The organism is Marisediminitalea alba (assembly GCF_002993365.1).
GTDB classification, from domain to species: domain Bacteria; phylum Pseudomonadota; class Gammaproteobacteria; order Enterobacterales; family Alteromonadaceae; genus Alteromonas; species Alteromonas alba.
This window is the reverse complement of the sequence record NZ_PVNP01000211.1, coordinates 21,280-42,787: the sequence shown is the minus strand read 5'-3', so window position 1 is coordinate 42,787 and position 21,508 is coordinate 21,280. Positions and strand designations below refer to the sequence as shown.

Annotated in this window: 21 protein-coding genes and 1 tRNA gene; 11 read left to right on the top strand and 11 right to left on the bottom strand. The window is 49.1% G+C overall.

The genetic code is table 11. From position 1 onward, the window contains the following. The 8 genes from C6Y40_RS22960 to C6Y40_RS22925 form a co-directional block, all read right to left on the bottom strand. Positions 1 to 498, bottom strand: coding sequence for a hypothetical protein (locus tag C6Y40_RS22960; protein ID WP_105936716.1), 498 nt, complete (start codon positions 496 to 498; stop codon positions 1 to 3). Continuing rightward, entirely contained in the window at positions 491 to 2,044 is a 1,554-nt protein-coding gene (locus C6Y40_RS22955) for a peroxidase family protein (RefSeq protein WP_105936715.1), read from the bottom strand. The genes C6Y40_RS22960 and C6Y40_RS22955 overlap by 8 nt, the downstream gene beginning before the upstream one ends. Next, on the bottom strand, positions 2,044 to 2,676 hold the full coding sequence (locus tag C6Y40_RS22950) for a hypothetical protein (protein WP_105936714.1): 633 nt from the start codon (positions 2,674 to 2,676) through the stop codon (positions 2,044 to 2,046). Before C6Y40_RS22950 ends, C6Y40_RS22955 begins: the two co-directional genes overlap by 1 nt. A gap of 95 nt (positions 2,677 to 2,771) precedes the next feature. Beyond that, positions 2,772 to 3,398, bottom strand: a complete 627-nt coding sequence (locus C6Y40_RS22945) for an RNA polymerase sigma factor (RefSeq protein ID WP_105936713.1) — start codon at positions 3,396 to 3,398, stop codon at positions 2,772 to 2,774. Between the two features lie 165 nt (positions 3,399 to 3,563). Next, entirely contained in the window at positions 3,564 to 5,270 is a 1,707-nt protein-coding gene (locus C6Y40_RS22940) for a M1 family metallopeptidase (RefSeq protein ID WP_105936712.1), read from the bottom strand. Positions 5,271 to 5,425: 155 nt separating this feature from the next. Further along, the gene (locus C6Y40_RS22935) at positions 5,426 to 6,070 is read right to left on the bottom strand and encodes a GntR family transcriptional regulator (RefSeq protein WP_105936711.1); all 645 of its coding nucleotides are present in this window, start codon (positions 6,068 to 6,070) and stop codon (positions 5,426 to 5,428) included. A gap of 328 nt (positions 6,071 to 6,398) precedes the next feature. Beyond that, the gene (locus C6Y40_RS22930; protein ID WP_170308565.1) at positions 6,399 to 7,082 is read right to left on the bottom strand and encodes a DUF2202 domain-containing protein; all 684 of its coding nucleotides are present in this window, start codon (positions 7,080 to 7,082) and stop codon (positions 6,399 to 6,401) included. Between the two features lie 184 nt (positions 7,083 to 7,266). After that, complete coding sequence (locus C6Y40_RS22925) at positions 7,267 to 7,959, bottom strand: cupin domain-containing protein (RefSeq protein ID WP_105936709.1); 693 nt, start codon at positions 7,957 to 7,959, stop codon at positions 7,267 to 7,269. A gap of 150 nt (positions 7,960 to 8,109) precedes the next feature. On the opposite strand from C6Y40_RS22925, the gene C6Y40_RS22920 reads away from it, so the two are divergent. Further along, positions 8,110 to 9,597, top strand: coding sequence for a Na+/H+ antiporter NhaC family protein (locus C6Y40_RS22920; protein ID WP_105936708.1), 1,488 nt, complete (start codon positions 8,110 to 8,112; stop codon positions 9,595 to 9,597). Between the two features lie 54 nt (positions 9,598 to 9,651). On the opposite strand, the gene C6Y40_RS22915 is transcribed toward C6Y40_RS22920, so the two are convergent. Then, on the bottom strand, positions 9,652 to 10,470 hold the full coding sequence (locus C6Y40_RS22915) for an Npun_F0296 family exosortase-dependent surface protein (protein ID WP_105936707.1): 819 nt from the start codon (positions 10,468 to 10,470) through the stop codon (positions 9,652 to 9,654). 600 nt (positions 10,471 to 11,070) lie between these two features. Here C6Y40_RS22915 and C6Y40_RS22910 point away from each other — a divergent pair. Beyond that, the gene (locus C6Y40_RS22910) at positions 11,071 to 12,708 is read left to right on the top strand and encodes a Na/Pi cotransporter family protein (RefSeq protein ID WP_105936706.1); all 1,638 of its coding nucleotides are present in this window, start codon (positions 11,071 to 11,073) and stop codon (positions 12,706 to 12,708) included. 3 nt (positions 12,709 to 12,711) lie between these two features. Beyond that, positions 12,712 to 14,130 carry an MBL fold metallo-hydrolase RNA specificity domain-containing protein gene (locus C6Y40_RS22905; protein ID WP_105936705.1) on the top strand — a complete coding sequence of 473 codons (1,419 nt, stop codon included), beginning with the start codon at positions 12,712 to 12,714 and terminating at the stop codon, positions 14,128 to 14,130. 82 nt (positions 14,131 to 14,212) lie between these two features. Here C6Y40_RS22905 and C6Y40_RS22900 read toward each other — a convergent pair. Continuing rightward, positions 14,213 to 14,289, bottom strand: a tRNA-Ile gene (locus C6Y40_RS22900). Between the two features lie 278 nt (positions 14,290 to 14,567). Here C6Y40_RS22900 and C6Y40_RS22895 point away from each other — a divergent pair. Next, positions 14,568 to 14,897 carry a hypothetical protein gene (locus tag C6Y40_RS22895; protein WP_105936704.1) on the top strand — a complete coding sequence of 110 codons (330 nt, stop codon included), beginning with the start codon at positions 14,568 to 14,570 and terminating at the stop codon, positions 14,895 to 14,897. A 94-nt stretch (positions 14,898 to 14,991) separates the two neighbouring features. Here the strand turns inward: C6Y40_RS22895 and C6Y40_RS22890 are convergent, their stop codons facing one another. Next, positions 14,992 to 15,654 carry a hypothetical protein gene (locus tag C6Y40_RS22890; protein WP_105936703.1) on the bottom strand — a complete coding sequence of 221 codons (663 nt, stop codon included), beginning with the start codon at positions 15,652 to 15,654 and terminating at the stop codon, positions 14,992 to 14,994. A 328-nt stretch (positions 15,655 to 15,982) separates the two neighbouring features. On the opposite strand from C6Y40_RS22890, the gene C6Y40_RS22885 reads away from it, so the two are divergent. The 7 genes from C6Y40_RS22885 (at position 15,983) to C6Y40_RS22855 (ending at position 21,092) form a co-directional block, all read left to right on the top strand. Further along, positions 15,983 to 16,321 carry a DUF3718 domain-containing protein gene (locus C6Y40_RS22885; protein ID WP_105936702.1) on the top strand — a complete coding sequence of 113 codons (339 nt, stop codon included), beginning with the start codon at positions 15,983 to 15,985 and terminating at the stop codon, positions 16,319 to 16,321. Between the two features lie 69 nt (positions 16,322 to 16,390). Continuing rightward, on the top strand, positions 16,391 to 17,260 hold the full coding sequence (locus C6Y40_RS22880; protein ID WP_105936701.1) for a LytR/AlgR family response regulator transcription factor: 870 nt from the start codon (positions 16,391 to 16,393) through the stop codon (positions 17,258 to 17,260). Between the two features lie 168 nt (positions 17,261 to 17,428). Further along, entirely contained in the window at positions 17,429 to 17,791 is a 363-nt protein-coding gene (locus C6Y40_RS22875) for a CidA/LrgA family protein (protein WP_170308564.1), read from the top strand. Continuing rightward, positions 17,791 to 18,531 (top strand): LrgB family protein, encoded by a 741-nt coding sequence (locus C6Y40_RS22870; protein WP_105936699.1) that lies wholly within the window; start codon positions 17,791 to 17,793, stop codon positions 18,529 to 18,531. Before C6Y40_RS22875 ends, C6Y40_RS22870 begins: the two co-directional genes overlap by 1 nt. Positions 18,532 to 18,652: 121 nt before the next feature. Next, on the top strand, positions 18,653 to 19,651 hold the full coding sequence (locus C6Y40_RS22865; RefSeq protein ID WP_105936698.1) for a response regulator: 999 nt from the start codon (positions 18,653 to 18,655) through the stop codon (positions 19,649 to 19,651). Next, a complete protein-coding gene (locus C6Y40_RS22860) occupies positions 19,651 to 20,148 on the top strand; it encodes a PAS domain-containing protein (RefSeq protein ID WP_105936697.1) in 498 nt (165 codons plus the stop codon). The genes C6Y40_RS22865 and C6Y40_RS22860 overlap by 1 nt, the downstream gene beginning before the upstream one ends. 143 nt (positions 20,149 to 20,291) lie before the next feature. Continuing rightward, complete coding sequence (locus C6Y40_RS22855; RefSeq protein ID WP_105936696.1) at positions 20,292 to 21,092, top strand: DUF2884 family protein; 801 nt, start codon at positions 20,292 to 20,294, stop codon at positions 21,090 to 21,092. Positions 21,093 to 21,508 lie beyond the last annotated feature (416 nt).

Here is a 21,508-nt window from a genome sequence, read left to right as displayed (position 1 = left end):
TTAGTGGTTTTTCCAGGCGTAGGCCGGGGCTTTTTGAACCGTTACCCGATGGCCGTCGACCTCTTTGTTCCAGTGGCTGGCGGTGGTGTATTTGGGCGTACCATCGGCATCTACTGAGTATTTTATGGTGAAGTATACATCGGTGTATTTTTCTTTAAAGGCCGGTGCGCCTTTCGGATAACCGCCGTCTTTTACAATCGATAAATTGTTAGAACACAGCAAGTCCGGGTCGTCAGTAGGAAAGAATTTGGCTTTACTCAGTAACTTTGCGGTAAGCGTTGGCCAGGTGCCACGGGACTTAACAATAGTAATGGTGACCAGAAAAGACGATCCTAGCACCGGCGTAAACACCCGGGTGCGCATTTTTAATGCGTTGTCGTTGTAATCGCGCTGCCCTTTAGGCAGATACGGGCGAAATTCAGGGGCCCACTCATCGCGGTTATAGTCTGACACCCACCCTTTGGGAACGTACCATTTACTTGCTGCCTGGTTACTCATCACTGTGACTCCTTGTGGTTAAAAACGAGGTGATGTCGGCCATGGTGTGAAGCGGTTTGCCCAAGCACGCAAAGGCCTGCTGTATTGTTGTTGTTAACTTGTCGGCCAGTTGGGCCATGCCGTCCTGCTCATCGTTGCGGTAACACTCATACATAGCGCTGCGTAGTACATCGCAGTTAATGGCGCTGGCAACCAGTCCCAGTTTGTACTGATTATTGTTGGGGTAGTCGGTGAGATTTTCCTGCAGTGTGTAGAGCCACAGGGGGGTGCGTTGTTGCTCCTGCAACACGGCCAGCAGTGCATAGATAAAATCGGTTTCCTGCCCGGGTGAGGTGACTACGAGCTTACGGTGACTTAGTTGCTGCTTAAAATATTCGGCGAACGGCTTAAAGTGGGACTCGGTAGTAATTACCCGCAGAATAGACTCGGCGCTATTAAGGCCGAGTTTTATACCGGCCAGCAGATTTAGCTGGGCTATATTACGCCCGGCTCTCGGGTTGGTTGGGTGCGGCACTGTGGCCATGTCACTGGTAATGAACAGGTCTATTGGGCTGGCAATCTGCTGCAGCCCCTCGTTGTCGAGCGGATCGAAAAACAGCGCCGGCCAGTCAACAACATGCGCCTCATCAAGCGGCTCAAAAGGCGGGCGACGCATAATTTCATCCAGCGAAAACGACTGCGAATATTCGGTTTTAAGATGATAGCGCGGGCGCAGCATACTGTGCCCGAACCTGAAGCTGGCCAGCTTAAATTCGGCGGGCACCTGAGTGTATGGTCTGCTGGCGCCGTAATAAAACGGGCCGAGCTTGTTAAAAAAGTACTCGTGGCAGTCGGCTAACACCAGCTTTGGCAGTAAGTCATTGATTACGATGTGATGAAACACGGCCACGGTATAGCGCCTGGCAGTAATGATGCGCTCGGCCATATCGGTTTGAGTTGCTGGCAAAGCACTAATGAAGGCGTTATGTAAACTCTGAAACAGGCTGTGTAACTGCAGCACAATGGCGTTCTCGTCGTTGCGCTGTTCCGGCATCCAGGCGGTGGCCCACGGTGCGTTCTCAATAGTACCGGGGGCTACCCGGTGCACATCGTGAGCCTGGGTTAAAAAACGCCCGCTTTCGCTGTCGAAATAGCGTACTTCGATACTACGGATAGGATCGCCCGAGCCATCATTACCATACATGCTGTCGAGATTTAGCCGTGCACTGGTGTGGCGTCCGCCGATATGAAAGTGCGAGTCGGCAATGATGTCGTGGGCGATAAACTGGCAAATATAGGTGTAACCTGCCGGTATGGGCTGTGTGTTGGTGTCGTCCGGGGTATAGTCGGGATCGTCGAGATAAGCTGGATCGGCGTCGTCCTCGGGGTCTTCTTCCAATTGTGGAGCAAAAGAAAGTGAAGGTTGCGGTGCCTGTTCGGGCGCTGTACGCGAACTGTTATTTTGCGGTAAGCCTGGTAGCATCAGGGTAGCCAGGGTATTTAATTCCACCGGGCTTAGCAGTGCCTGCTCTGTGGCAGGAAACATGCTATGGGTGGCAGCGTGCATTAGTTCGAACCCGTAATAATAGTCGCGCTTAATACTACTTCGGCGGTGTTACTTTCGCGCACAGCGATAACAGTTGATGGTACATTGGCAGTTTTCAGGGTGGCCAGAATAACCAGTTCACCCTGGGCGTTTTTCTTAAGTGCCGGCCAGCTCTGCAGTGGCTGGCCGGTGGGGGCTTGTAATTCAACGTCAAACTGCTGGCCGTTAGCCATGCTTACGTCCAGCACCAGTATCTGCTGCTCACTGCCTTGTTCTACTACTGCGCCAACAGGTGGTAATTCTGCGGTGCTGGCACCGCGCATCTCGCCAATGTAGATCACATCGGGACTAATGGCCGTTGCCACCTGTTTGGGTTGCTGATAGCCCAGCAACAGCCAGGTGGCCGCGCTGCCAATCAGAACGCCACCGAGGGGCCAGAACAACCGCAGCAGTTTGCTGGCTGATGAATCTGCACGGGATTTTTTAGCCGCCTGGCCGAGTGTTTTTTTGAAGATTGCACTGAGTTCAAACTCTTCCACCATGTCGGGATGCATCAACAAATATTCTTCAAACTCAATCATTTCAGCCGCGGTAAGCTTGCCGTGCAGGTAGCGCTGAATTATATGATTAGCCTGGATGTACTGTGTATTCATATCACTTAACTTCTGTAACCTTGTCGGTTAACGTTAATAACTCCGTATTAGTAGTGTCGCCAATGGGCGTTCCCTCTCAAGCAGCACCAGAGTGTTTATATCCGGGTGCCCAGCCAGCAAATGACGGCGGCCACCGACAGCAAGGTAAACAGCGATTGTTTATTGATTTCAACTTTGCACTTGAGCGCCAGCGCTTGTTTTAAACGTGTTTTGGCCCGATGCAGTACTTTATCGAAATGTTCGGTGCTTAAGTTTAGTTCGCTACACAGCTCTTGTTTGTCTTTGCCTTCAAAAAAGTAGGCGCTCAGTAAGTGCCTGTCGCGCTCTACGCTGAGTTCTGACATTACCTGCGTCACTGTTTCCAGTAGTTTTTCTGAGCTGACCTGGTTTTCGGTATGGTTGACTGTATGGGAGTGCAGGTCCATCTCGTCGCTGCAATCGGTGCGTTGGCGCTTGTTTTTGCGATAGGTGGCAATCAGCAGATTCTCTGCTACGCGGCGTACAAAGCCTGCTATAGCTTCGGGGTTGTCGATTGCTGAAGCCCGGGCTTTCTGGATCACAATGAGCAGGGCTTCCTGCACAATATCCTGCGCCAGGGTCGGATCGTCGCACTTATAAGCCACAATGGAATACAGCGGTCGGGAGAAGTGACTGAGCAGAGCTTGCTCCGCCTGTTTGTTGCCATTGGCGATTTGCGTCACTAGTACAGCAGGTTCATCCATGATTCAGCGCGTTGTGGATTGTTATTAAAGGACAAATCTACCGGCGTAAGGCGGTATTTACAAGTTATTAGCGGTTATAAAACAGACTTTATAAGACTAATTGGCAATCAGGAAGAGTGCGCGGCTAACGCTTTGTGGTGAGCCGTGCACTTTATTTATAGCGGATTATTTTGCGGCGGCGTCGTAGCGAGCCTCGAAGCGCAGGAGTTTACTGTTCGGATCGACAATCACCACATCCTGCTCTGATACTTTAATGGTATTTTCTGCAGGCAATTGTAAGGTAGTAACCTCGCCATTTACCGATACTTCCACTGGCATCGGAAAGGGCAGGTCGTCTGGTACCAGCCAGGTGAGTGTGAGCGTATCGCCGCTGCGTTGCTGGTGAAGCTCAGGCAGCCTGGGCTGATACAGATACACATCAAAAAACCAGCTGAAATCCTCGCCCGTTAATTCATTAACCAGTTTGATAAAGTCTCCGGTATTGCGGTACACAGTAGTAAACTGGCCGGGTTGAGGCGTGGCGGTGCCGTACAGCAGCGTGGTAACGGAATCAAAAAATGCCTGATCGCCAATCAGGTAACGCAGGGAATGCATGATCCACGAGCCTTTGTAATAGATATCCAGTGCCGGACCCACGCCTTTTTCGTACACCTCTTCTACTTCCATCGCTTTATTGGACACGATGGGATGGGTGTTAATAAGGCCTTTGCGCTGGTTATTTAAATACGCTTTGTAGGCAATATCACCATGCAGGTACTGAGCAAACAAAGGCTGCATGTAGCTGCCAAGCCCCTCGTGGATCCACATGTGATCCCAGTTGTCGTTAGTGACCTGGTTTCCGAAGTACTCATGGGCAAACTCATGTTGCAGTAACCAGTCGAAACCGAATTCGTCTTTTTTGTATTCGTTGCCATAGGCATTGATGGTTTGGTGTTCCATGCCCAGGTGCGGGGTTTGCACCACGCCCACTTTTTCATCGGCAAAAGGGTAAGGTCCAATCATCCGCTCAAAGAACGTTAGCATGGCAGGAATTTCATCGAACAACTCCTGGGCTTGCTCTGTATTGCCCGGCAAGTGGTAATACACGATGGGGTAGCTGTTGCCGTAAATGCTCTGGTAGGTATCTTCGATTTTTTCGTAAGGCGCAATATTCAGCGCAATACCATAGGTATTGTGTGCCGAGCGGGTTTGCCAGTGATAGGTGCTCTCGTTTTCGGTGTAGGTAGTTTCTATAAGTATCCCATTACTCGCCGCTTCCAGGTTGTTAGGTACGGTAATGTAAATATCGGCCGTCTGGGGTTCTCCCATGGGCTGGTCGATACACGGCCAGAAGATATCGCAACCTTCGCCCTGCACTGCGGTAGCCAGCCAGGGCGAACCGTCTGGGGTTTTATCCCACATTACGCCGCCGTCCCAGGGCGCATTGGGCGGGGTGCGTGGATGACCATGATATTTCACCTGAACCGACACCGGGAAAGTTACTTCGTTAGTCGGGGTGATAACCAGCTCGCCCTGTTGGTTAGCATACTGCTCGGGCTTCATGGCTTCGCCGTTGAGCCAGATGCCATCGATAGTGAATACGCTGTCGAGATCCACCGACACCGCTTTGGCTGGTTTGGCGGCATCCAGAGTAAGAGTAGTATTGCCAAACAGCTGTTGTTTATCAAAGTCGAAAGCAAAGTGCAGCTCTGCATGCTCAACACTTACGCCTTGCTGATAAAACGGTATTTTGCCGCCGCTTTTCAGGGTATAGGCTGTTGATAAATCGACTGAAGTGGCAGGAGTGTTATTGGTTGGTTGAGTAGTAGTGCAGGCACTGAGGGCAACTGCGGTTGAAAGTAAAAGGCCTTGGCAGGCACGGATACATTCCATGTGTGGGCTCCAAATAAACTGTCGTTGTTATTGTTACTGCGATTATAGCGTTAAACAACGTGAAATCCTGATGCGAAGCCTGTACTGAGCGTATTTTTATGGTGTTAAACGAAAAGAGTGGCCGCGCCACTCTTTTTTATCATTAACTGATGGGGTTATTCGAACAACTCACCACGCAAATCTTCTAAGGTGCTATGGGTATGTTCTTTAAGTAACTTTTTCACCAGTTTGGGTTCCTTGTTCATCCACGCATCATAAATTTCTTCATGCTCGCGGTAGGCATCGGCCTCACGGTCGGGTGGCTCAAGGTGCTTACGAACATAACGTTCTGATAGCAGGTGGATCTTGAACAGCAGCTCCTGGGTGATTTTGCGGCCGGCGGGGGCCGACAGCGCCAAATGAAATTCCCGGTTTACGGTAACCGCTTCCGGTGATATTTCATTAGCCATGCTTTGCAGACGTTTAAAAATCTCGGTAACCCTGGCTTTATCTTCCTCGGTGGCTTTTTTACAGCCCTGAGCGGCCGCTTCAGGCTCCAGCGTGGTCCGCAGATGAAAAACATCTTCGGCTTCGGCGAGGCTGAGTGGACGAACAATAAATCCACGGTTAGGGTGAGAGACTAATAAGCCATCTTGCTCCAGCCGGGTGAGTGCTTCACGCAGCGGGATCTTACTTACTCCCAGATCCTGGGAGAGGGCGTCCTGACGAATGGGCTTTGCCGGGAACATATCGTTGGCAAGGATACGCTCACGAATAATTTCGTAAGCCTGTTCCGACAAAGTTTTTACCACAATTGACATGTATTAATGACTCCTAAACAGAAGTTTGGTGTTTCGTTATTTTTGGTATTTTATTGTTGTTATAGCGATAGTCTGACCAATTCTAGCGGTAGACTCCATGTCATACAGTATACTATCTGAGCTACGGCTGATAGCGCCAGACAGTCTGAATGCTTTCTTTTTGCACAGCAGTGAAGGTTAAAGTTTTTTTTTAACGCATTTCTGAATCATTGAGTTGTTTTTTGATTCTGATTTACGATTGTTTTGGGGCTGGTGGGGCAAGGCAGACTCTGCGCTGAGCACCTGAATCTTCCCTGAGTTTGCAAATTTAAAGTGTAAAAATAGGTAGTTAGCCTCTCTCTATCGGGCTGTTAACGATTTCGTCAAATAGCGCCTGGCTGATATATTGAGGGCGATAAGTGCCATGGTTATTAAGGATTTGACTGTAAAAGGCGCGTAGGTGGTTTCTTGAGCCTTTAAGCAAATTATTATAAACCAGCTCGACATCCGGATTATCTACAATATCCTCACTCAGGCGCATAAGATCGTAGATATCCAGCTCCTCTACCTGGGCGCCAACATAAAGCCCTTCCAACAGTGATATAGCGCCACTTTCGGTAAGCACCGTATACAGATAGGTAAACTCGGAGTTGCTGAAGCTGCCTACAGCATTGTTGGTGACCGGATCGTTGAGTTGGTAACGTTCCAGCAAGGCTAAAACTGCCTCGGTATGAGTGAGTTCGCTGCTGGCAATGTTACTGAAGATAGCCAGACCATGCTGCGCATACAGGGTTGTGTAAACATCGTGAGCGAGTTTTTCTTCCTCGCGCATCATCAGCAGCCCTTCTTCTTCCAGAGCGGTTAATGACCCGATGGGAAAGGTATTAAGCTGGTTACGAAGCTGATTGAGATCGAACGTGGAAACGCCGTCAGCGTTGACCATAAATGGCGCTTGCCTGTTGCTATCATCGCCGCCACAACCTCCGGTTAACAGGGTAACACCCAATAAAATAACAAGTAAAAACCGATACATAGTTTGCTCCTGAACCATAAGGCATTTTCGCAGCCTCTTCAGAAACGTCAGTGCAAGCATAGTGCCTGATTTGTAATGGTATTTACTTGTTGAAATGTAATGAGTTTATCTGCGCGGGTAGTGGCTTTTGCCATAGTTGACAGTCACCGATTAATGCACTGACAAGTATGACATAATGGCTGGATTAGCTGTCGGTGATAAATTTATCACCAAGTAAGTTAGCGCCCATGTAGCCAACTTTAACGTAGATCAGCGCGCCTTCCTCACCGGTAAAAGGGGTATGCTGACTGTACCGGGGATTGCGGATCCAGCTACCGGCGGGATAACTACCGTGCTCGTCGTTAAAAACACCTTCCAGTACCAGGATCTCCTCACCGCCGGGATGCACGTGCCCGCCAAATTGTGTGTTCGGCGCCCATTTTACCAACGCGGTACTAACGCCATTATACTCATGTAAAGGCAGAACGCTTAAGCCATCAGCCTGGCCGGGAAGCCACTCACTTTGCTGAGTTTTAATGGTTAACTGCTCCAGGTCATTGTGAGCAAACTGCCAGAGCTTAACCAGAATTGTGCATCCGTCTGCAGAAAATGGCGTGTGTGAACTGCCCGGCGGATTGCGCAGATAGGTGCCGGCAGGGTAATCACCATGTTCATCACTAAAGGTACCACTTAATACGTAAATTTCTTCACCGCCGTCGTGGGTGTGGCCACTATAGCCCGCCCCGGGTTGGTAGCGCACTATGCTGGTGGCTCTGGCTACCTCTTCGCCAGCACGGTCGAACATCATGCGGCTCACGTCTTTCAGGGGGGAGGGGATAAACTCGTACTCTGAAGGCCGGATAACCACTCGCTGACGAAAATCACTGTTTATTTGCATGACTTAACTACTCTGAAACGCTGAGATTGGTTGATTGTACGTAAAGACCGGCGAAAAGCTCAACTCGTTGCGAGCGGTACACGAATAAGATAGATTTATATAAATTATAATTTATTGATTCGGCAACTATTTGCTCAGCAGGCCCGCATTTTGACCAGCCCTGATTTTCTCTCCGTACTACCTATTATTGTTACTCTGGCTCTCGCATTATATTCCAAACACGTGGTGATTGGCTTGTTTGGCGGGGTATTGACCGCTGTGGTTTTGCTCACCGGCTGGCATCCTCTTGAGGTGTTGTCGACGCTCATAAAAACACATCTGGTTGGTACGTTGACCGACGGTTATAACGCCGGTGTGATTGTGTTAATGGTGTTTATTGGTGGCTTTGTGGCGCTTATGGAGAAGTCCGGTGGCGGGCCGGCGTTTGCCAGTAAGATGATCGGGGTGATCGCCAGTAAAGCGAAAGCGCAAATAGCGGCCTGGTGTGGCGGTATCTTTATTTTTTATTCTGATTTGGGTACCCCACTGATCATCGGCCCGGTATTTCGGCCGCTGTTTGAAAAGCTCAGGGTGTCGCGGGAAAAACTGGCATTTATTATCGATTCCACCGCATCGCCGGTTGCGATTCTGGTGCCCTTTATTGGTTGGGGGATCTACATCATGGGGTTGCTGCAAAAAGAATTTGACCAGGCCGGCAGATCTCTCGATAGCTGGCAGGTGTTTATTGGGGTTATCCCTTATCAATTTTATGCCCTGCTTGCGATTGCTGTAATCCCTCTTATGGTGTGGCTAAAAGCCGATATTGGCACCATGGTACAAGCAGAAATAAAAGCGACACAGGCGCCGACGACAGCAAGCAGTGGCGTGAAACAGGGTCAGGATTTTGAGGCTTTCACCCATCACAACGCCCGTGCTCGCTTTGTGTTTTTGCCGCTGTTAGTGATGGCTGCGGTGCTGCTATTAATGCTCGTGCCCCTTGGCTTTCCGTTTTCCAGCGTACCAGGCTCGGTATTCAGAGCCGCCCTTGCCAGTGCGTATTTTCTGGCGGCGTGTACGCTTATTGGCCTGATGGCCTGGCATAAGGTTCGCCCAGCCCTGGAAGGCGTAACACTCTATTTGCAGGGCATGAGCGGTATGATGCAAGTGATCATTGTACTGGTGCTGGCGTGGACATTGAGCTCATTGGGGCATGAGCTTGGCACGGCGGCCTACATTGCCGAGCAGGCGCAGCGCGGATTTCCGGCATGGTTGTTACCGCTGGTGGCTTTTCTGCTGTCGGCGGTTATTTCCTTTGCCACCGGTTCATCCTGGGGCACTTTTGCAATCATGCTACCTTTGGTGATCCCTACGGCGTTTGCTATTGAAGCTCCGCTATTGGTGAGCATTGGCGCGGTGTTATCCGGTGGCTTGTTTGGCGACCACTGTTCGCCCATATCGGAAACCACCATATTGTCGGCCACCGGTGCGAGTTGCCGTCAGTACGACCATTTCAGAACGCAATTGCCTTTTGCGCTGATTAACGGCGGGATTGCAATGGTGGCGTTTACCATTGCCGGATGGGTGGCAAGCCCATTGATTTGGGGTGGGGCTCTTTTCGTTCAACTGGTAGTGCTTACTTTCTTAAGGCGCATAGTGTAAATTTGAGGTATAAAAAAAGCTGACCGAAGTCAGCTTTTTTAATATATCAGTAACTTACTTTTTACGGCGTAAACGTAAACCGATGGCTGCCAGGCCAAGCAGTAACAGAGCATTGCTAGCCGGGCTGGAAACCAGAACCGGGCGCTGACTAAGACCAACAACGATGTTGTCGAACTCACCTGCAATACCAGTAGTGTTGATCACCAGGCGATCAAATTGCTCTGCGAATGAAAAGTCAATGTTCACATATACGTTTGAACCAGGACCGGTTTGGTTACCCGCACTGCCACCCAGAGCACTGAGTAGACCACTACCCGTAATGCTGGACACCAGGTTACCGCCAGAGTAAAAATTGAAGTCGTTGTATCTGTCAACTGAACCCCAGTAGAAACCCAGATAGGTAATACCAGTGTCTGCGTTGGCTGCCAGTAACTGACTGTAGTCAAAAGTAAAGCTCGCAGAACCACTGCCATTGTTGGTCAGGTAAGCGAAACAAGTCGTATCATTGGCAGGTGCCGCAGCAACACCAGAGACAGAGCCCTGACGAACACCAACATCACTGCTTGGTGGTGTGACTAAAACGCCAGCAGGGCCACCGTTAACACTGTTTACCGCACACTCCTGGTCGAAGCCAGCATCGTTATAAGCAGTTGAACCCGGAAACATAGGATCGCCAGTTGCCTGGTCGAAACTCTCGATGAAGTAACCTGGTAAACCACCTGTTAACGGGTCGATGTACTGACTTGTTAAACCAGAACCGTCATTTGCTGCATCGTAGGAAAAAGATATTGATGCGGCATTTGCTGATAATGAACCGAATACTAATGCGCCACCAATTGAAATTACCTTAGCGACTTGGCTCAACTTTTTCATGTTTTGTTCCTTAAATTCAGGAGAATTAAAATACACTAAAGTATAAGCTATTATTGTGCCATGTTTAATTCTTTCATATTTATCAGTTATTTGGTTTTTATTTCGGCTGAGCTTTATATCTGTGTGTAAAATATTCTGACATGGGGTGGTTGATTTTTCGCCAGTCAACATGCGCTTCAGTTTTGTTTGTAAGTTATTATGTTTTACTAACGTTAGTTGCCGTAGTCATTATTCGATATTCGCGTAATGAGTTACCTACGTCAGTCATGCTGTTTACTACCCTAAGACGCCAGCAATTTGCTGGGTTAATTTTCGCAACATAAAAAGGTTTGTCAGCCTTTCATCCGTTACATCAATAGTACACCTGTTTTTAAGGTCAGCTTTTTGATCGCACCGTTTTTTTATCTCTTGAAATAGGATTATTCAGCTACGCGCTTTTTGCTCATTAAGGCGAGGCCTGAACCAGGTAAGGCCAAAACCGCAGGGGTCGGCATTTACGACTACACTATTACTAACAGAAGAATAACGGTTGATCTGGTGCAAAACGGCGTTAAGCGTGTTGTTCGTAATGCCGTTGTACAGGCCAGTATTTAGAGTGTTATGAGTGATGTAATTAGTACAGTGGGGGCTGGTCTGGGTGGTCTGGGATTGTTTATTCTTGCCATCGGCTTGATGACAGACGGGCTTAAAGCGGTAGCAGGTTCGAGCTTGCGGCATATATTGTCGAGTTGGACGAAAACACCGGCGCGTGGCATTTTCAGTGGCTTTCTGATGACTGCCATTGTGCAATCTTCCAGTGCCGTAACCGTTGCATCATTGGGCTTTGTGAATGCCGGCCTGCTCAATATGCGCCAGGTACTGGGGGTTATCTTTGGTGCCAATATTGGCACTACCATGACCGGCTGGTTAGTGGCGATACTTGGCTTTAAACTCAATATCGAAGCCTTTGCCTTACCGCTGGTTGGAATAGGCATGATGTTTAAACTAACCCAGCAGCAAGGCAGGTTGGCGGCCGTTGGCCAAACGCTGGTGGGCTTTGGGTTATTCTTTATTGGCATTGGCGTGTTGAAAGAAGCTTTTGATGGCGTGATGCCGTCCTTTCCCATCAGTCAGTTTGCGGCCGAAGGGGTTGGTGGAATACTCATTTACTTGCTGGTGGGCGTTATGATTACGGTGCTTACACAGTCTTCCAGTGCCTCAATCGCCCTGACTATTACGGCGGCAGGCAGTGGAATGATTGAGATGTACTCTGCGGGCGCGATGGCCATAGGGGCGAACATTGGGACAACCTCTACAGCGGCTTTTGCTGCCGTTGGCGCAACCTCGGCAGCCAAGCGGGCGGCGGCTGCTCAGGTGCTGTTTAATTTGGTAACGGCTGTCATTGCGCTATTGATACTACCGGTGTTGTTTTATCTAATCCATCAGATCAGTGACGCTCTGGAACTGGATGCCGATCCCGCATTTTCTCTGGCGTTGTTTCATACGTTGTTTAATTTTATGGGGATACTGTTGATGTATCCTTTTATCGGCCAATTGGCCCATTGGCTGGAGAAACGTTTTCGCAGCCGCGAAGAAACAGAATCCGAGCCGTTATATCTTGATAAAAACATTGCCCGGACGCCGGCACTTGCCATTAATGCGTTACTGAATGAACTCGTGGCGCTACAAAAACGATTGTTAAAGCTCTTTCAGGCGGCGGTGTATCCCGGTCATCATGATATCAAACGTTTTCAGCAGCAAGTGACAGTGATCAGGTCGCTGTCCGGGCATATCTCCAGGTTTATTGTGGAATTGGAAACCGCTGCGTTATCAGACGAAACGACCGCTCAACTGGCAACAATGATGCGGGTTGAAGGGTATTTGCTGGATTGCAGTCAGGCGAGTGATACCCTCGCCAGCCTCTGGATTAATCGCGAAGCACTTAAAGAGCCTGAACTCGAGGCGCAGTTAAAAAGCTACCTCACTCAGATAGTTGATTACATGCAGCAAAGTGCCAACTTGTCGGTGGGAGATACACCAATGACACAAGAGGCGTTACAGCACGAAAAAGATCGCATAAAATATCATTTAATTATGGCCGGTACACTACACCATATCGAAGTGGCACAAATGTCGGTTGCCGTAGATTGTTTGCAGGAAGCCTGGCATATCGCCAAAACCTGGCATAAAGCCTCAACGCGATTAAATACCTTGTCTGCGGTGTTAATTCCGCCATCTTCCGGCAATGAAGGAGAATAAGCCATGTCAACACTAACATTTTACGGTGCTGTAACCGGTGTCACCGGCTCTATGCATTTACTGGAAACTCAGTCGGGCAGAGTGTTACTCGATTGTGGGTTATATCAGGGCGGTCGGGAAGAAGAAGCCCATAATGAAGATCCATTTCCGTTTTCAGTACAGTCGATTGATGCTGTGGTGCTGTCTCATGCTCATCTGGACCACTCCGGCCGAGTGCCGCTTTTAGTGAAAGACGGTTTTAGTGGCCCGATTTACATGACGTCAGCCACGTTGGATCTTATCGAGGTGCTTTTAAAAGATGCGGCGTCGCTGCAATTACGGGATATTGAATGGGAAAACAAGCGTCGTCGTCGCGCCGGCAAAACAGAGCTTGCGCCGTTATACACCATGGAAGATGTAGATAAAGCGTTATCGCTGTGTCAGGGGTTGGATTACAACGCGCAGATAACCATTACACCCGACGTTGACATCACCTTGCGTGAAGCCGGGCATATCCTGGGCTCCTCAATTGTTGAACTCACCACCAACGAGTCGGGCAGACAACGAAAACTGGTATTCTCCGGCGATTTGGGTAATTCACAGGCGGCGCTATTACGCGATCCTGCTACGATTGCGGAGGCGGATGTTGTGTTAATGGAATCAACCTATGGCGATCGTGAACACCGCTCTATGCAGGAAACGCTCGAAGAATTTGAAGAGGTCATCACCAGTGCATCGCAAAATGGCGGGAATATTCTTATCCCGTCGTTTGCGGTGGGGCGTACACAGGAGATTATTTTTCGCCTGGGTGAGTTGTATCAGCAGGGCAAGCTTCCTCAGCAGCTGGTATGTTTAGACAGTCCGATGGCCATTGCTGTAACAGAAATCTACCACCGCTATCAAAACGTCTATAACCGGGAAGATAAACACGCTATTGAACAGCAAAGTGCTGGTGTTAACCCCGACCAAAAAAGTCTGCACACGTTTTTGCCTACTCTGCGCTATACAGTGAGTACCGAAGAGTCGATGGCTGTTAATCGTATTGCCAGTGGAGCGATCATTATTGCCGGCAGCGGCATGTGTAACGGTGGCCGGATCCGGCATCATCTGAAGCATAATTTATGGCGCAGCCGGTCTCATGTGGTGTTTGTAGGGTATCAGGCTAATGGCACCCCGGGGCGTATTTTAGTGGATGGTGCAACGCATATCCGCATGGCCGGGGAAGACATTGCCGTTAAGGCTCAAATTCATACTCTCGGCGGATTCTCGGCACATGCCAGTCAGGCACAACTCATTGACTGGTTTAGTCATTTTAATGATCCCAAGCCAAGATTGTATTTAGTGCATGGTGAAGATAACGCCAAACAAACTCTTAAAGACGCGCTGGCCAAACATCACTGGCGGGCAGAAATTCCAGGCTATGCTCACACGATTACGCTTTAGCAAGGCTAGGTTTACCGGAGTTATTGCCGGGGTTGTTAGTACAGCTTGAAAAATAGCTATAAGAAGCGGAATTGAGAGAAAATGGTGGCCCCACCTGGACTCGAACCAGGGACCTAACGATTATGAGTCGTGTGCTCTAACCAACTGAGCTATAGGGCCATTATGCGGTAAACGCTTAAGAATGCCTGGTTGGAATACCAGGCGCGCGCAAGTATAAGCAGTTTTTAGGGGCTTGTCACCCCATGTGAGGTTTACTTGATGTTTTCTTATACTGAACAATACTAAAAATAACGATCTGTTGAAGCCTGAACCTGATCAGAATGGCTGAATCCATTGAGCCGCGGCATAGCTTAGTGCAAATATATTAATAGTCTGCTATCTTTCAGCTACTTATAAATAAAAACGTCTTGGTTCGGCATTTGAATTGGGAGATAACAATGACTGAAAAACCCTATTTGGTCAGTGGCCGCAACACATTAATCCATAAAATACGTAAATTTGATCTGCTGATTTTAAACGGTAACGACGACCCGGCAGTAGTGGTGAATTACAAGGGTATTAAGGAATACTCGGGAAAAATCCCGGAAAATAAACGCGAAGCAAAAATGATGGATATGGAATTGGTAGACGTAACCGCCAGTGACGTATTCGGTGATGAAAAAACGCTGATTTTTGTGCAAACCCTGAACGGTAAAGAATACAAAATCGATTATTCTAAAGCCGGTACTTCGATGTTTATTCGCGTTCATCAGGACAGCATTTTTTAAGCGTCTGCATAACACTGTTGGTAGGGGGTGATGGCAACCTACTAAACCGCTTTTCTGATTTAAGGCTTCCCTCCTGCTATTTGTGCGTCCGGCGCTACCCTAGATTTCCCCAGCGGTGAGGATCCAGCGTATTAAATCCCGTAATTGGTTTTTTTCTGCCCTTGAGTTGCACATACTCAGGCGCGTAGATAGTAAACTGGCAAATATCTTTGGGCGTGGTTTCCGATGGATTGAGTTCATTGGCGATGCCGGCCTGATTTAACCCTTCGGCTACCAGTTCCGAACAAAACCAGCGATTGCTCTTTTTACGGTTGTAGGTGAGCCAGTTAAACCAGCGGTGGTCGTCAAACACATCGATGGCTGCACCAAACAGTTGCCAGATATCATAATCCTTACCCAGTTCTCCAGCCAGAAAGTCGTGGAACCCGTGCCAGTTGTTTTGTAATTGCTGCTTGGCCTCGTTGTGTAACGGGAGCCACCATACGTCGCCCCGATAATGCTTGATGCGTTCTTCCACATAGTTGTGCATAACGCCCTTTTTACCCTTTATTGAGGTTGCCTCAATCATGGTGAGATCCTGCGCTGCAGAGGTAGATCGGTTGTCATCGGGCGAGTCGATCACCAGGGCAGTATGAGTCACTACTGAGCGGGTGGTGAGTTTGGTCCAGCGGGAAAACAGGCTGGTGCCGCCAAAGGCAATAATATCGCCAGGGGCAATAAGGTGTTTTATATCGTAATAGGCTTGCTGAGTAAGCATGACTTTCCTGTTTCTGCTTTGGCTCTTAACGCCCGTTTTTTGTTCGGGCGGGATGTCTGGTTGCCTCTTTATCCGTCTCTCTGACGCGTACTCCTTGCTCGCGGCCTAGGGGCGAATGTTACAAAGTGTGTGATACACACGATTAACAATAGGGGATTCCGGACCGTTTAACTGCAGTTATATCCCTTTTGTCGCAAAATCTCAAATAGACGTCGATTAACGCTTTGCAGGCAACCTTTTGCTGCTCTGCCCCTACTGTATAAGGGCGAAAGGAAGAGTCAGGCTTCATCTTCCACAACAGAGTCAGCGATAGGTAGAGGATAGTGTCATGCAAAAAGTTAACAGTGTAATTCGTTCAGCGTTATTAGCAGGTACCGCAGTAGTAGCAACATTTAGCGGTATTTCTTCCGCTCAGGCCGGCAATTTGCCCGAGGCCATGGAAGATAAATTAGTCGCGGTTTGTCAGGCAATTAAAGACGACAGCCGCATTGAGCTGCACCGAGCAGTTAAGGACAGCGGGGTAAGTTACCGTCGTCTGGCCCGAGGCCTGGTGTGTGATGGCATGGATATGTACACCTTTGCGATGCAGCATGGTGCAGATAATACCGGTGCGGTAATTGCCAAGCGCACCAACCTGGAAGAACAGAGTTTAACAGCGAAGCAGTAGGGTAATGGTTTTAGTTCCCTCCCTGGGGTTTGGGCTGTGTTCTTCACAGCCCTTTTTTCGGAGTCTGATATGGAAGCGATACAGTCAGATAACATGGTAGTGCGATTTATTGGTAAACCGAGTGCGGATGTTGATGCCTTTCATCAGTTTTTATCCCAGCATTTTGTGGAGCCTTTTGAGTTTCAGTTTACACCGGATATTAACGAAGCCGCATTAAATGAGCTGGTTAGCAGTCACCCGTCAGTAGCCCCGAATACTTCATGTCAGCCACCTGATATTCGCATCGTCGTAACCGACCAGGCCACCATCAAACCTTTTACTAACACCGGATTACGCGGGGTAACCAGTGTAATGTGCGGCCATTCCAATCAGGATGCGATACAGGCGTTTAACGCTGGGGTTGGAATGTTTTTTTGTTTATCTGCCAGCGTGGAAGATAAGCGCAGGCAAATTCACCGGTTGTATCTTAAATACCAGACCCGTATACAGGCCCTGAAGTGGCAACTGGTTAGTGAGCAACTGGCTCGTCAGCGTGCGTGTTCACCGGCCCGGTTAATGGCCGAGTTAACCAGCGTAAAATCAAATTGTTCTCGGCCATCTCAACAAATTGCCATGCGCTGCGGCGTAGACTGGCAGTATGTAGACTGGCAAACCATACGTTATGTAGAAGCGGCTGGCGATTACATGTGTGTTTACACACAGGAAGAAACGCTGATTGTGCGGTCTACCTTAACGGATATGGCAAGACGTTTACCCAAGCATGCTTTTACCCGCGTGAACCGTTCCATTATTGTGAATACCCAGTTTGTAAAACGGTTAATTAAACTCAACTCCCGGGTGAACTATGTGGAGCTTCAGGATGGCAGTAAGGTAAAAATAAGCCGGCGCCTCATGCCCGTTTGTCACCAGCAACTGGATGCAGCGTTGTCGCAGTCCTGAATACCTTTTTCCGCAAGCGGGCTTGCCTTATCCATCGGATAACGCGCTTCTGTCTGTCAGCATTTCTTTAATTAATCCTGCACATAAGTGACTACAACCGAAGACGGGTAGTGGTTTGCACTTAACCTCGTTATTATCACACTATTCCTTCCCTGCGGAGCTTCCACAGTGCATGTTAAATCAACCCTCTACGGCTGGCTGATCATTATCGGCTGCTATCTGGTGGGTGAGTTTTTTGTATTGGTGACCGATTTACCGCTGCCCGGTGCGCTAATCGGCTTGTTATTGCTCCTTAGCGGGCTGTTGTTACGTCAGCGTCCGGCGGTAACGGTAGGCCGGGGCGCGCAGCCATTGCTCACACATATGTCAGTTTTGTTTGTGCCGGCCGTGATTGGCGTAGGGTTATTCTGGGCAGAAGTAAGTGAGAATGCGCTGGGCATTGCGCTGGCGCTGGTGGCAACCACCATTGTGGCACTGGGATTTACGGCTTGGTTTGCCCAGCGGCTAATGAAAGCCAAAAGGCCTAATTAATGTTAAGAGCAGAGCTGGCAATTAAGCAGATTATTAACCGCTTCAGTGAAGTTGTAAGCAGTACGGCTTCGGTAAATGGTGTGTTGTGGCTGGCGGTTACACTGGTTTTTTATGGCGTTGCGCTCAAAATTTTCCGGGCTTCCAAAGGCCATCCCCTGGTGCATCCACTTAGTATTACAACCTTAGCCGTGGCAGCGGTGATGTGGTTAGCTGATATCTCTGCAGCTCAATATCGTGACTTCGCGTCATTATTACACTGGTTATTAGGGCCTGCCACGGTGGCACTGGCGGTACCGATGTACAATCAATGGCAAAACATTCGGCAACTGGGAATGCCGTTGATCGTCAGTGTGATGGTAGGGGGCATTGTTGCACCGCTGCTTGCCTGGGGCGTGATATACCTCACTAACGCGCCGCTGGCTATTCAGATGACTATGCTGGTGAAGTCGATAACCAGCCCGCTGGCTATGGAAACCGGGGCCGCTATTGGCGGTATTCCGGCGCTGGCTGCAGTATTTGTTATCCTTACCGGTATCGTGGGGGCGCTGGCGGCGCCGCTCACCTATCGGTTATTAGGCGTTACTATGCCCGATGCTCAGGGCGTGGCGTTGGGCGCGGTTTGCCACGCGGTAGGCACCTCCAAAGCACTGCAGATGGGCGAAGTGCAGGGGGCTCTTGCTACCGTGGGGCTTGGCCTTAATGGCATTTTAACCGCCGTTATCTTACCTGTTATTCTATAAGGCTTTTCATAGCCTGAGCCCACAAAAGCCGCCTGTTAAGTTGATTTTTGCCGTCTGACTGCTATTTGTTAAAGGGTGCTTACTGCATTGTTTTGTGCCGGTTCTTAACCCTTGGATAGCTATGTACTCAGTTTTGATTTGTGATGACTCGCTGGTAGCCCGCAAGCAGGTGGCAAAATGCCTGCCACAGGACTGGGATGTTGCTATCCATTTTGCCAAACATGGCGGTGAGGCCATTCAATGCCTGACGGCCGGTAAAGGTCATATTTTACTCCTCGATTTAAACATGCCGGAGATGGACGGCTACCAAACGCTGGAAGCCATCGCTCAGCAAGGTTTAAAAACCAATGTGATTGTGGTGTCTGGCGATGTCCAGCCCGAAGCTCATGAGCGTGTTATTAAGCTCGGCGCGCTGGATTTTATTCGTAAACCGGTTAGTGCGCCGGAGTTATTAGCTGTGTTGAGCAAACATCAGCTAATCAATGCGCCAGACGAAGAAGAGCCTAAAGAGTTTGAACCGCTGGATCCTGATATTCGTGACTGCTATCAGGAGATCACCAATATTGCTATGGGCAGAGCGGGCGATCACCTGGCCCGAACGTTAAATGTGTTTGTGCATTTGCCGATCCCAAACGTTAACCTGATTGAGGTGTCGGAACTGCACATGCTGCTCAGTGATATCGAAAACCACGAGCGGGTTAGTGCGGTTTGTCAGGGCTTTGTAGGGCCTGGAGTGCAGGGTGAGGCGCTGTGTATTTTGAGTGACTCAAGCCTGGACGACGTAGCGCGAATTCTTAATATTTCCGGCGAAGTCGACGATCAAAAGCAACTGGAGTTATTAATGGATGCGGCGAGCATCCTTATTGGTACGTGCCTGAGCGGCATTGCCGAACAGCTGGATGTGAGTTTTGCTCAGGGGCAGCCAGTTGTGCTTGGCCAGCACCGAAACATCACAGAGATCATTGCCACCAATAAGCTGAAATGGATACGAACCCTGGCTATCGAAATTTCCTATGGCCTTGAAGGGTACAACACCGTATGTGAGTTGCTACTGTTATTTACCGAAAGCTCCATGGAAACGCTCAACTATAAACTTGCTCACCTGCTGGAGGATTTCTGATGGCCAATGAAGCCGTGGATGACATGCTGGAGTTTCATTGGATCATCGACATGCTGCAAACGGTGGATGTGGGCATTGTTGTGTTGGATCGGGAGTTTAAAATCAAAATGTGGAACGGTTTTATGGAAAGCCACAGCGGCAAATTGCCCTCTGAGGTACGTGATAAAACCCTGTTCAGTATTTTCCCCGATATTAAACCTGACTGGTTTGCCCAGAAGGCGAAACCGGTATTCGAACTTAAAACCCGGGCATTTATGCTGTGGGAACAGCGCCCTTATCTGTTTAAGTTTTCTAATTACCGGCCTATCACCGGCAGTGAAGAGTTCATGTATCAAAACATTATTTTATCGCCCTTGGTGTCGGCTACCGGCAAGGTTGAACATATCAGCATGATGATTTACGACATGACAGATATTGCCAGTGGCAAAAAGCAACTCGAAGCATTACAGGTGATGCAGAGCGAAGCCTTAGAGCGAGGCGCCAAAAGCCGCGCCTGATGTGTGGCAGGTTATTTGCGATGAGTTATCGTAAGGGCGTAGCGTTCGCCGCTTACCGTTGTAGGTAGCTGTATTCAACCTGATTTTTAGCAATCTGGTCTTAAGCGACTTTTCATTTACGGTTTTGGTTTCACAATATCGGTATGAAAAGCGTATCTCATTTTTTATTATGCATAATGTGCCTGTTGCCGGCTGGTTTCTCAGCGCCGGCTGCTGCGCATTACAGCTGCGATGTCGATTTAAATTATGGCGTTGTAGTAAATGACGATCAGCTACGTGTACTCAAAGAATACCTTACTTTATATCAGATCAACCATAAGCAGCAGTTGTTTGTGGCGGGCGAGTGGCTCACACTTGATGACAGCCAGGCTATGCTGGTAACCGATTACGCCAAAGGGCTGCATTCCGTGGTACCGCAGGTTACCTTACTGGCGACCACTGGTATTGATTTAGCTACCGATACGGTTCAGCAGATGTTTTTGTCGTTGTTGGGCAGCGATCACGACAGCTATGAAAAGCTCAATACCGCCATGGATAAAATGAAAACGCGAGTGCGTAAGAAGTTTCGTTACGCGCGCAGTCATTATTACCTGGGGCCAAGCTCCAGCGAAGGGCTGGATGAACTGGCAGAGGCCGATCTGATGGTGCCGTTATCACAAACGTTAACTACTTCGGTGGGTAGTATTCTAACCACGCTTGGCGCAATGGACTCCGACAAACTGGCGGTAGACCGCACCGAAATGGCGGTGATTAATCAACGCATTGCGCATTATGCTGCTACGTCTGACGGCGACGGTCCGCCGGTTGACACCACCTTGCCACAAAAAGCCCGGTGGTATTGTGACTACTTCAAAAAGCTTGATGCGCTTGAAAAGCAAATGCAGACAACCATTCCGCAACTGGCCGGCATCGATTTGATTCGACAAACCAGTCATAAAGACTAATCACACCAGAGTAGGTGTTACCAACAAGTTTGTTATCCCCCGAATTTTAAGGTTTAACACATCCTCTGCGTCATCCCCGCATGCTTTTAAGGGGGGACCTCATGAAAAGGCTATTTGAGCTGAGTCAGACTGTCTGGGAGATCCCGGCTCGTTGGCCGGGATGACAGATATATTTGGGCCGGGGTGACAGAAAATAAAAAAAGTCATCCCCGCGTGCTTTTGAGCGGGGATCTCATGAAAAGGCTATTTGAGCTGAGTCAGACTGTTTGGGAGATCCCGGCTCGTTGGCCGGGATGACAGATATATTTAGGCCGGGATGACAGAATTAAAAAAGTCATCCCCGCATGCTTTTAAGCGGGGATCTCATGAAAAGGCTATTTGAGCTGAGTCAGACTGTCTGGGAGATCCCGGCTCGT

What these genes read in the sequence shown, in the direction of transcription:
- C6Y40_RS22960 (WP_105936716.1), bottom strand. Translation starts at nt 498, where the DNA reads ATGAGTAACCAGGCAGCAAGTAAATGGTACGTTCCCAAAGGGTGGGTG.
- C6Y40_RS22955 (WP_105936715.1), bottom strand. Translation starts at nt 2,044, where the DNA reads ATGCACGCTGCCACCCATAGCATGTTTCCTGCCACAGAGCAGGCACTG.
- C6Y40_RS22950 (WP_105936714.1), bottom strand. Translation starts at nt 2,676, where the DNA reads ATGAATACACAGTACATCCAGGCTAATCATATAATTCAGCGCTACCTG.
- C6Y40_RS22945 (WP_105936713.1), bottom strand. Translation starts at nt 3,398, where the DNA reads ATGGATGAACCTGCTGTACTAGTGACGCAAATCGCCAATGGCAACAAA.
- C6Y40_RS22940 (WP_105936712.1), bottom strand. Translation starts at nt 5,270, where the DNA reads ATGGAATGTATCCGTGCCTGCCAAGGCCTTTTACTTTCAACCGCAGTT.
- C6Y40_RS22935 (WP_105936711.1), bottom strand. Translation starts at nt 6,070, where the DNA reads ATGTCAATTGTGGTAAAAACTTTGTCGGAACAGGCTTACGAAATTATT.
- C6Y40_RS22930 (WP_170308565.1), bottom strand. Translation starts at nt 7,082, where the DNA reads ATGTATCGGTTTTTACTTGTTATTTTATTGGGTGTTACCCTGTTAACC.
- C6Y40_RS22925 (WP_105936709.1), bottom strand. Translation starts at nt 7,959, where the DNA reads ATGCAAATAAACAGTGATTTTCGTCAGCGAGTGGTTATCCGGCCTTCA.
- C6Y40_RS22915 (WP_105936707.1), bottom strand. Translation starts at nt 10,470, where the DNA reads ATGAAAAAGTTGAGCCAAGTCGCTAAGGTAATTTCAATTGGTGGCGCA.
- C6Y40_RS22910 (WP_105936706.1), top strand. Translation starts at nt 11,071, where the DNA reads ATGAGTGATGTAATTAGTACAGTGGGGGCTGGTCTGGGTGGTCTGGGA.
- C6Y40_RS22905 (WP_105936705.1), top strand. Translation starts at nt 12,712, where the DNA reads ATGTCAACACTAACATTTTACGGTGCTGTAACCGGTGTCACCGGCTCT.
- C6Y40_RS22895 (WP_105936704.1), top strand. Translation starts at nt 14,568, where the DNA reads ATGACTGAAAAACCCTATTTGGTCAGTGGCCGCAACACATTAATCCAT.
- C6Y40_RS22890 (WP_105936703.1), bottom strand. Translation starts at nt 15,654, where the DNA reads ATGCTTACTCAGCAAGCCTATTACGATATAAAACACCTTATTGCCCCT.
- C6Y40_RS22885 (WP_105936702.1), top strand. Translation starts at nt 15,983, where the DNA reads ATGCAAAAAGTTAACAGTGTAATTCGTTCAGCGTTATTAGCAGGTACC.
- C6Y40_RS22880 (WP_105936701.1), top strand. Translation starts at nt 16,391, where the DNA reads ATGGAAGCGATACAGTCAGATAACATGGTAGTGCGATTTATTGGTAAA.
- C6Y40_RS22870 (WP_105936699.1), top strand. Translation starts at nt 17,791, where the DNA reads ATGTTAAGAGCAGAGCTGGCAATTAAGCAGATTATTAACCGCTTCAGT.
- C6Y40_RS22865 (WP_105936698.1), top strand. Translation starts at nt 18,653, where the DNA reads ATGTACTCAGTTTTGATTTGTGATGACTCGCTGGTAGCCCGCAAGCAG.
- C6Y40_RS22860 (WP_105936697.1), top strand. Translation starts at nt 19,651, where the DNA reads ATGGCCAATGAAGCCGTGGATGACATGCTGGAGTTTCATTGGATCATC.
- C6Y40_RS22855 (WP_105936696.1), top strand. Translation starts at nt 20,292, where the DNA reads ATGAAAAGCGTATCTCATTTTTTATTATGCATAATGTGCCTGTTGCCG.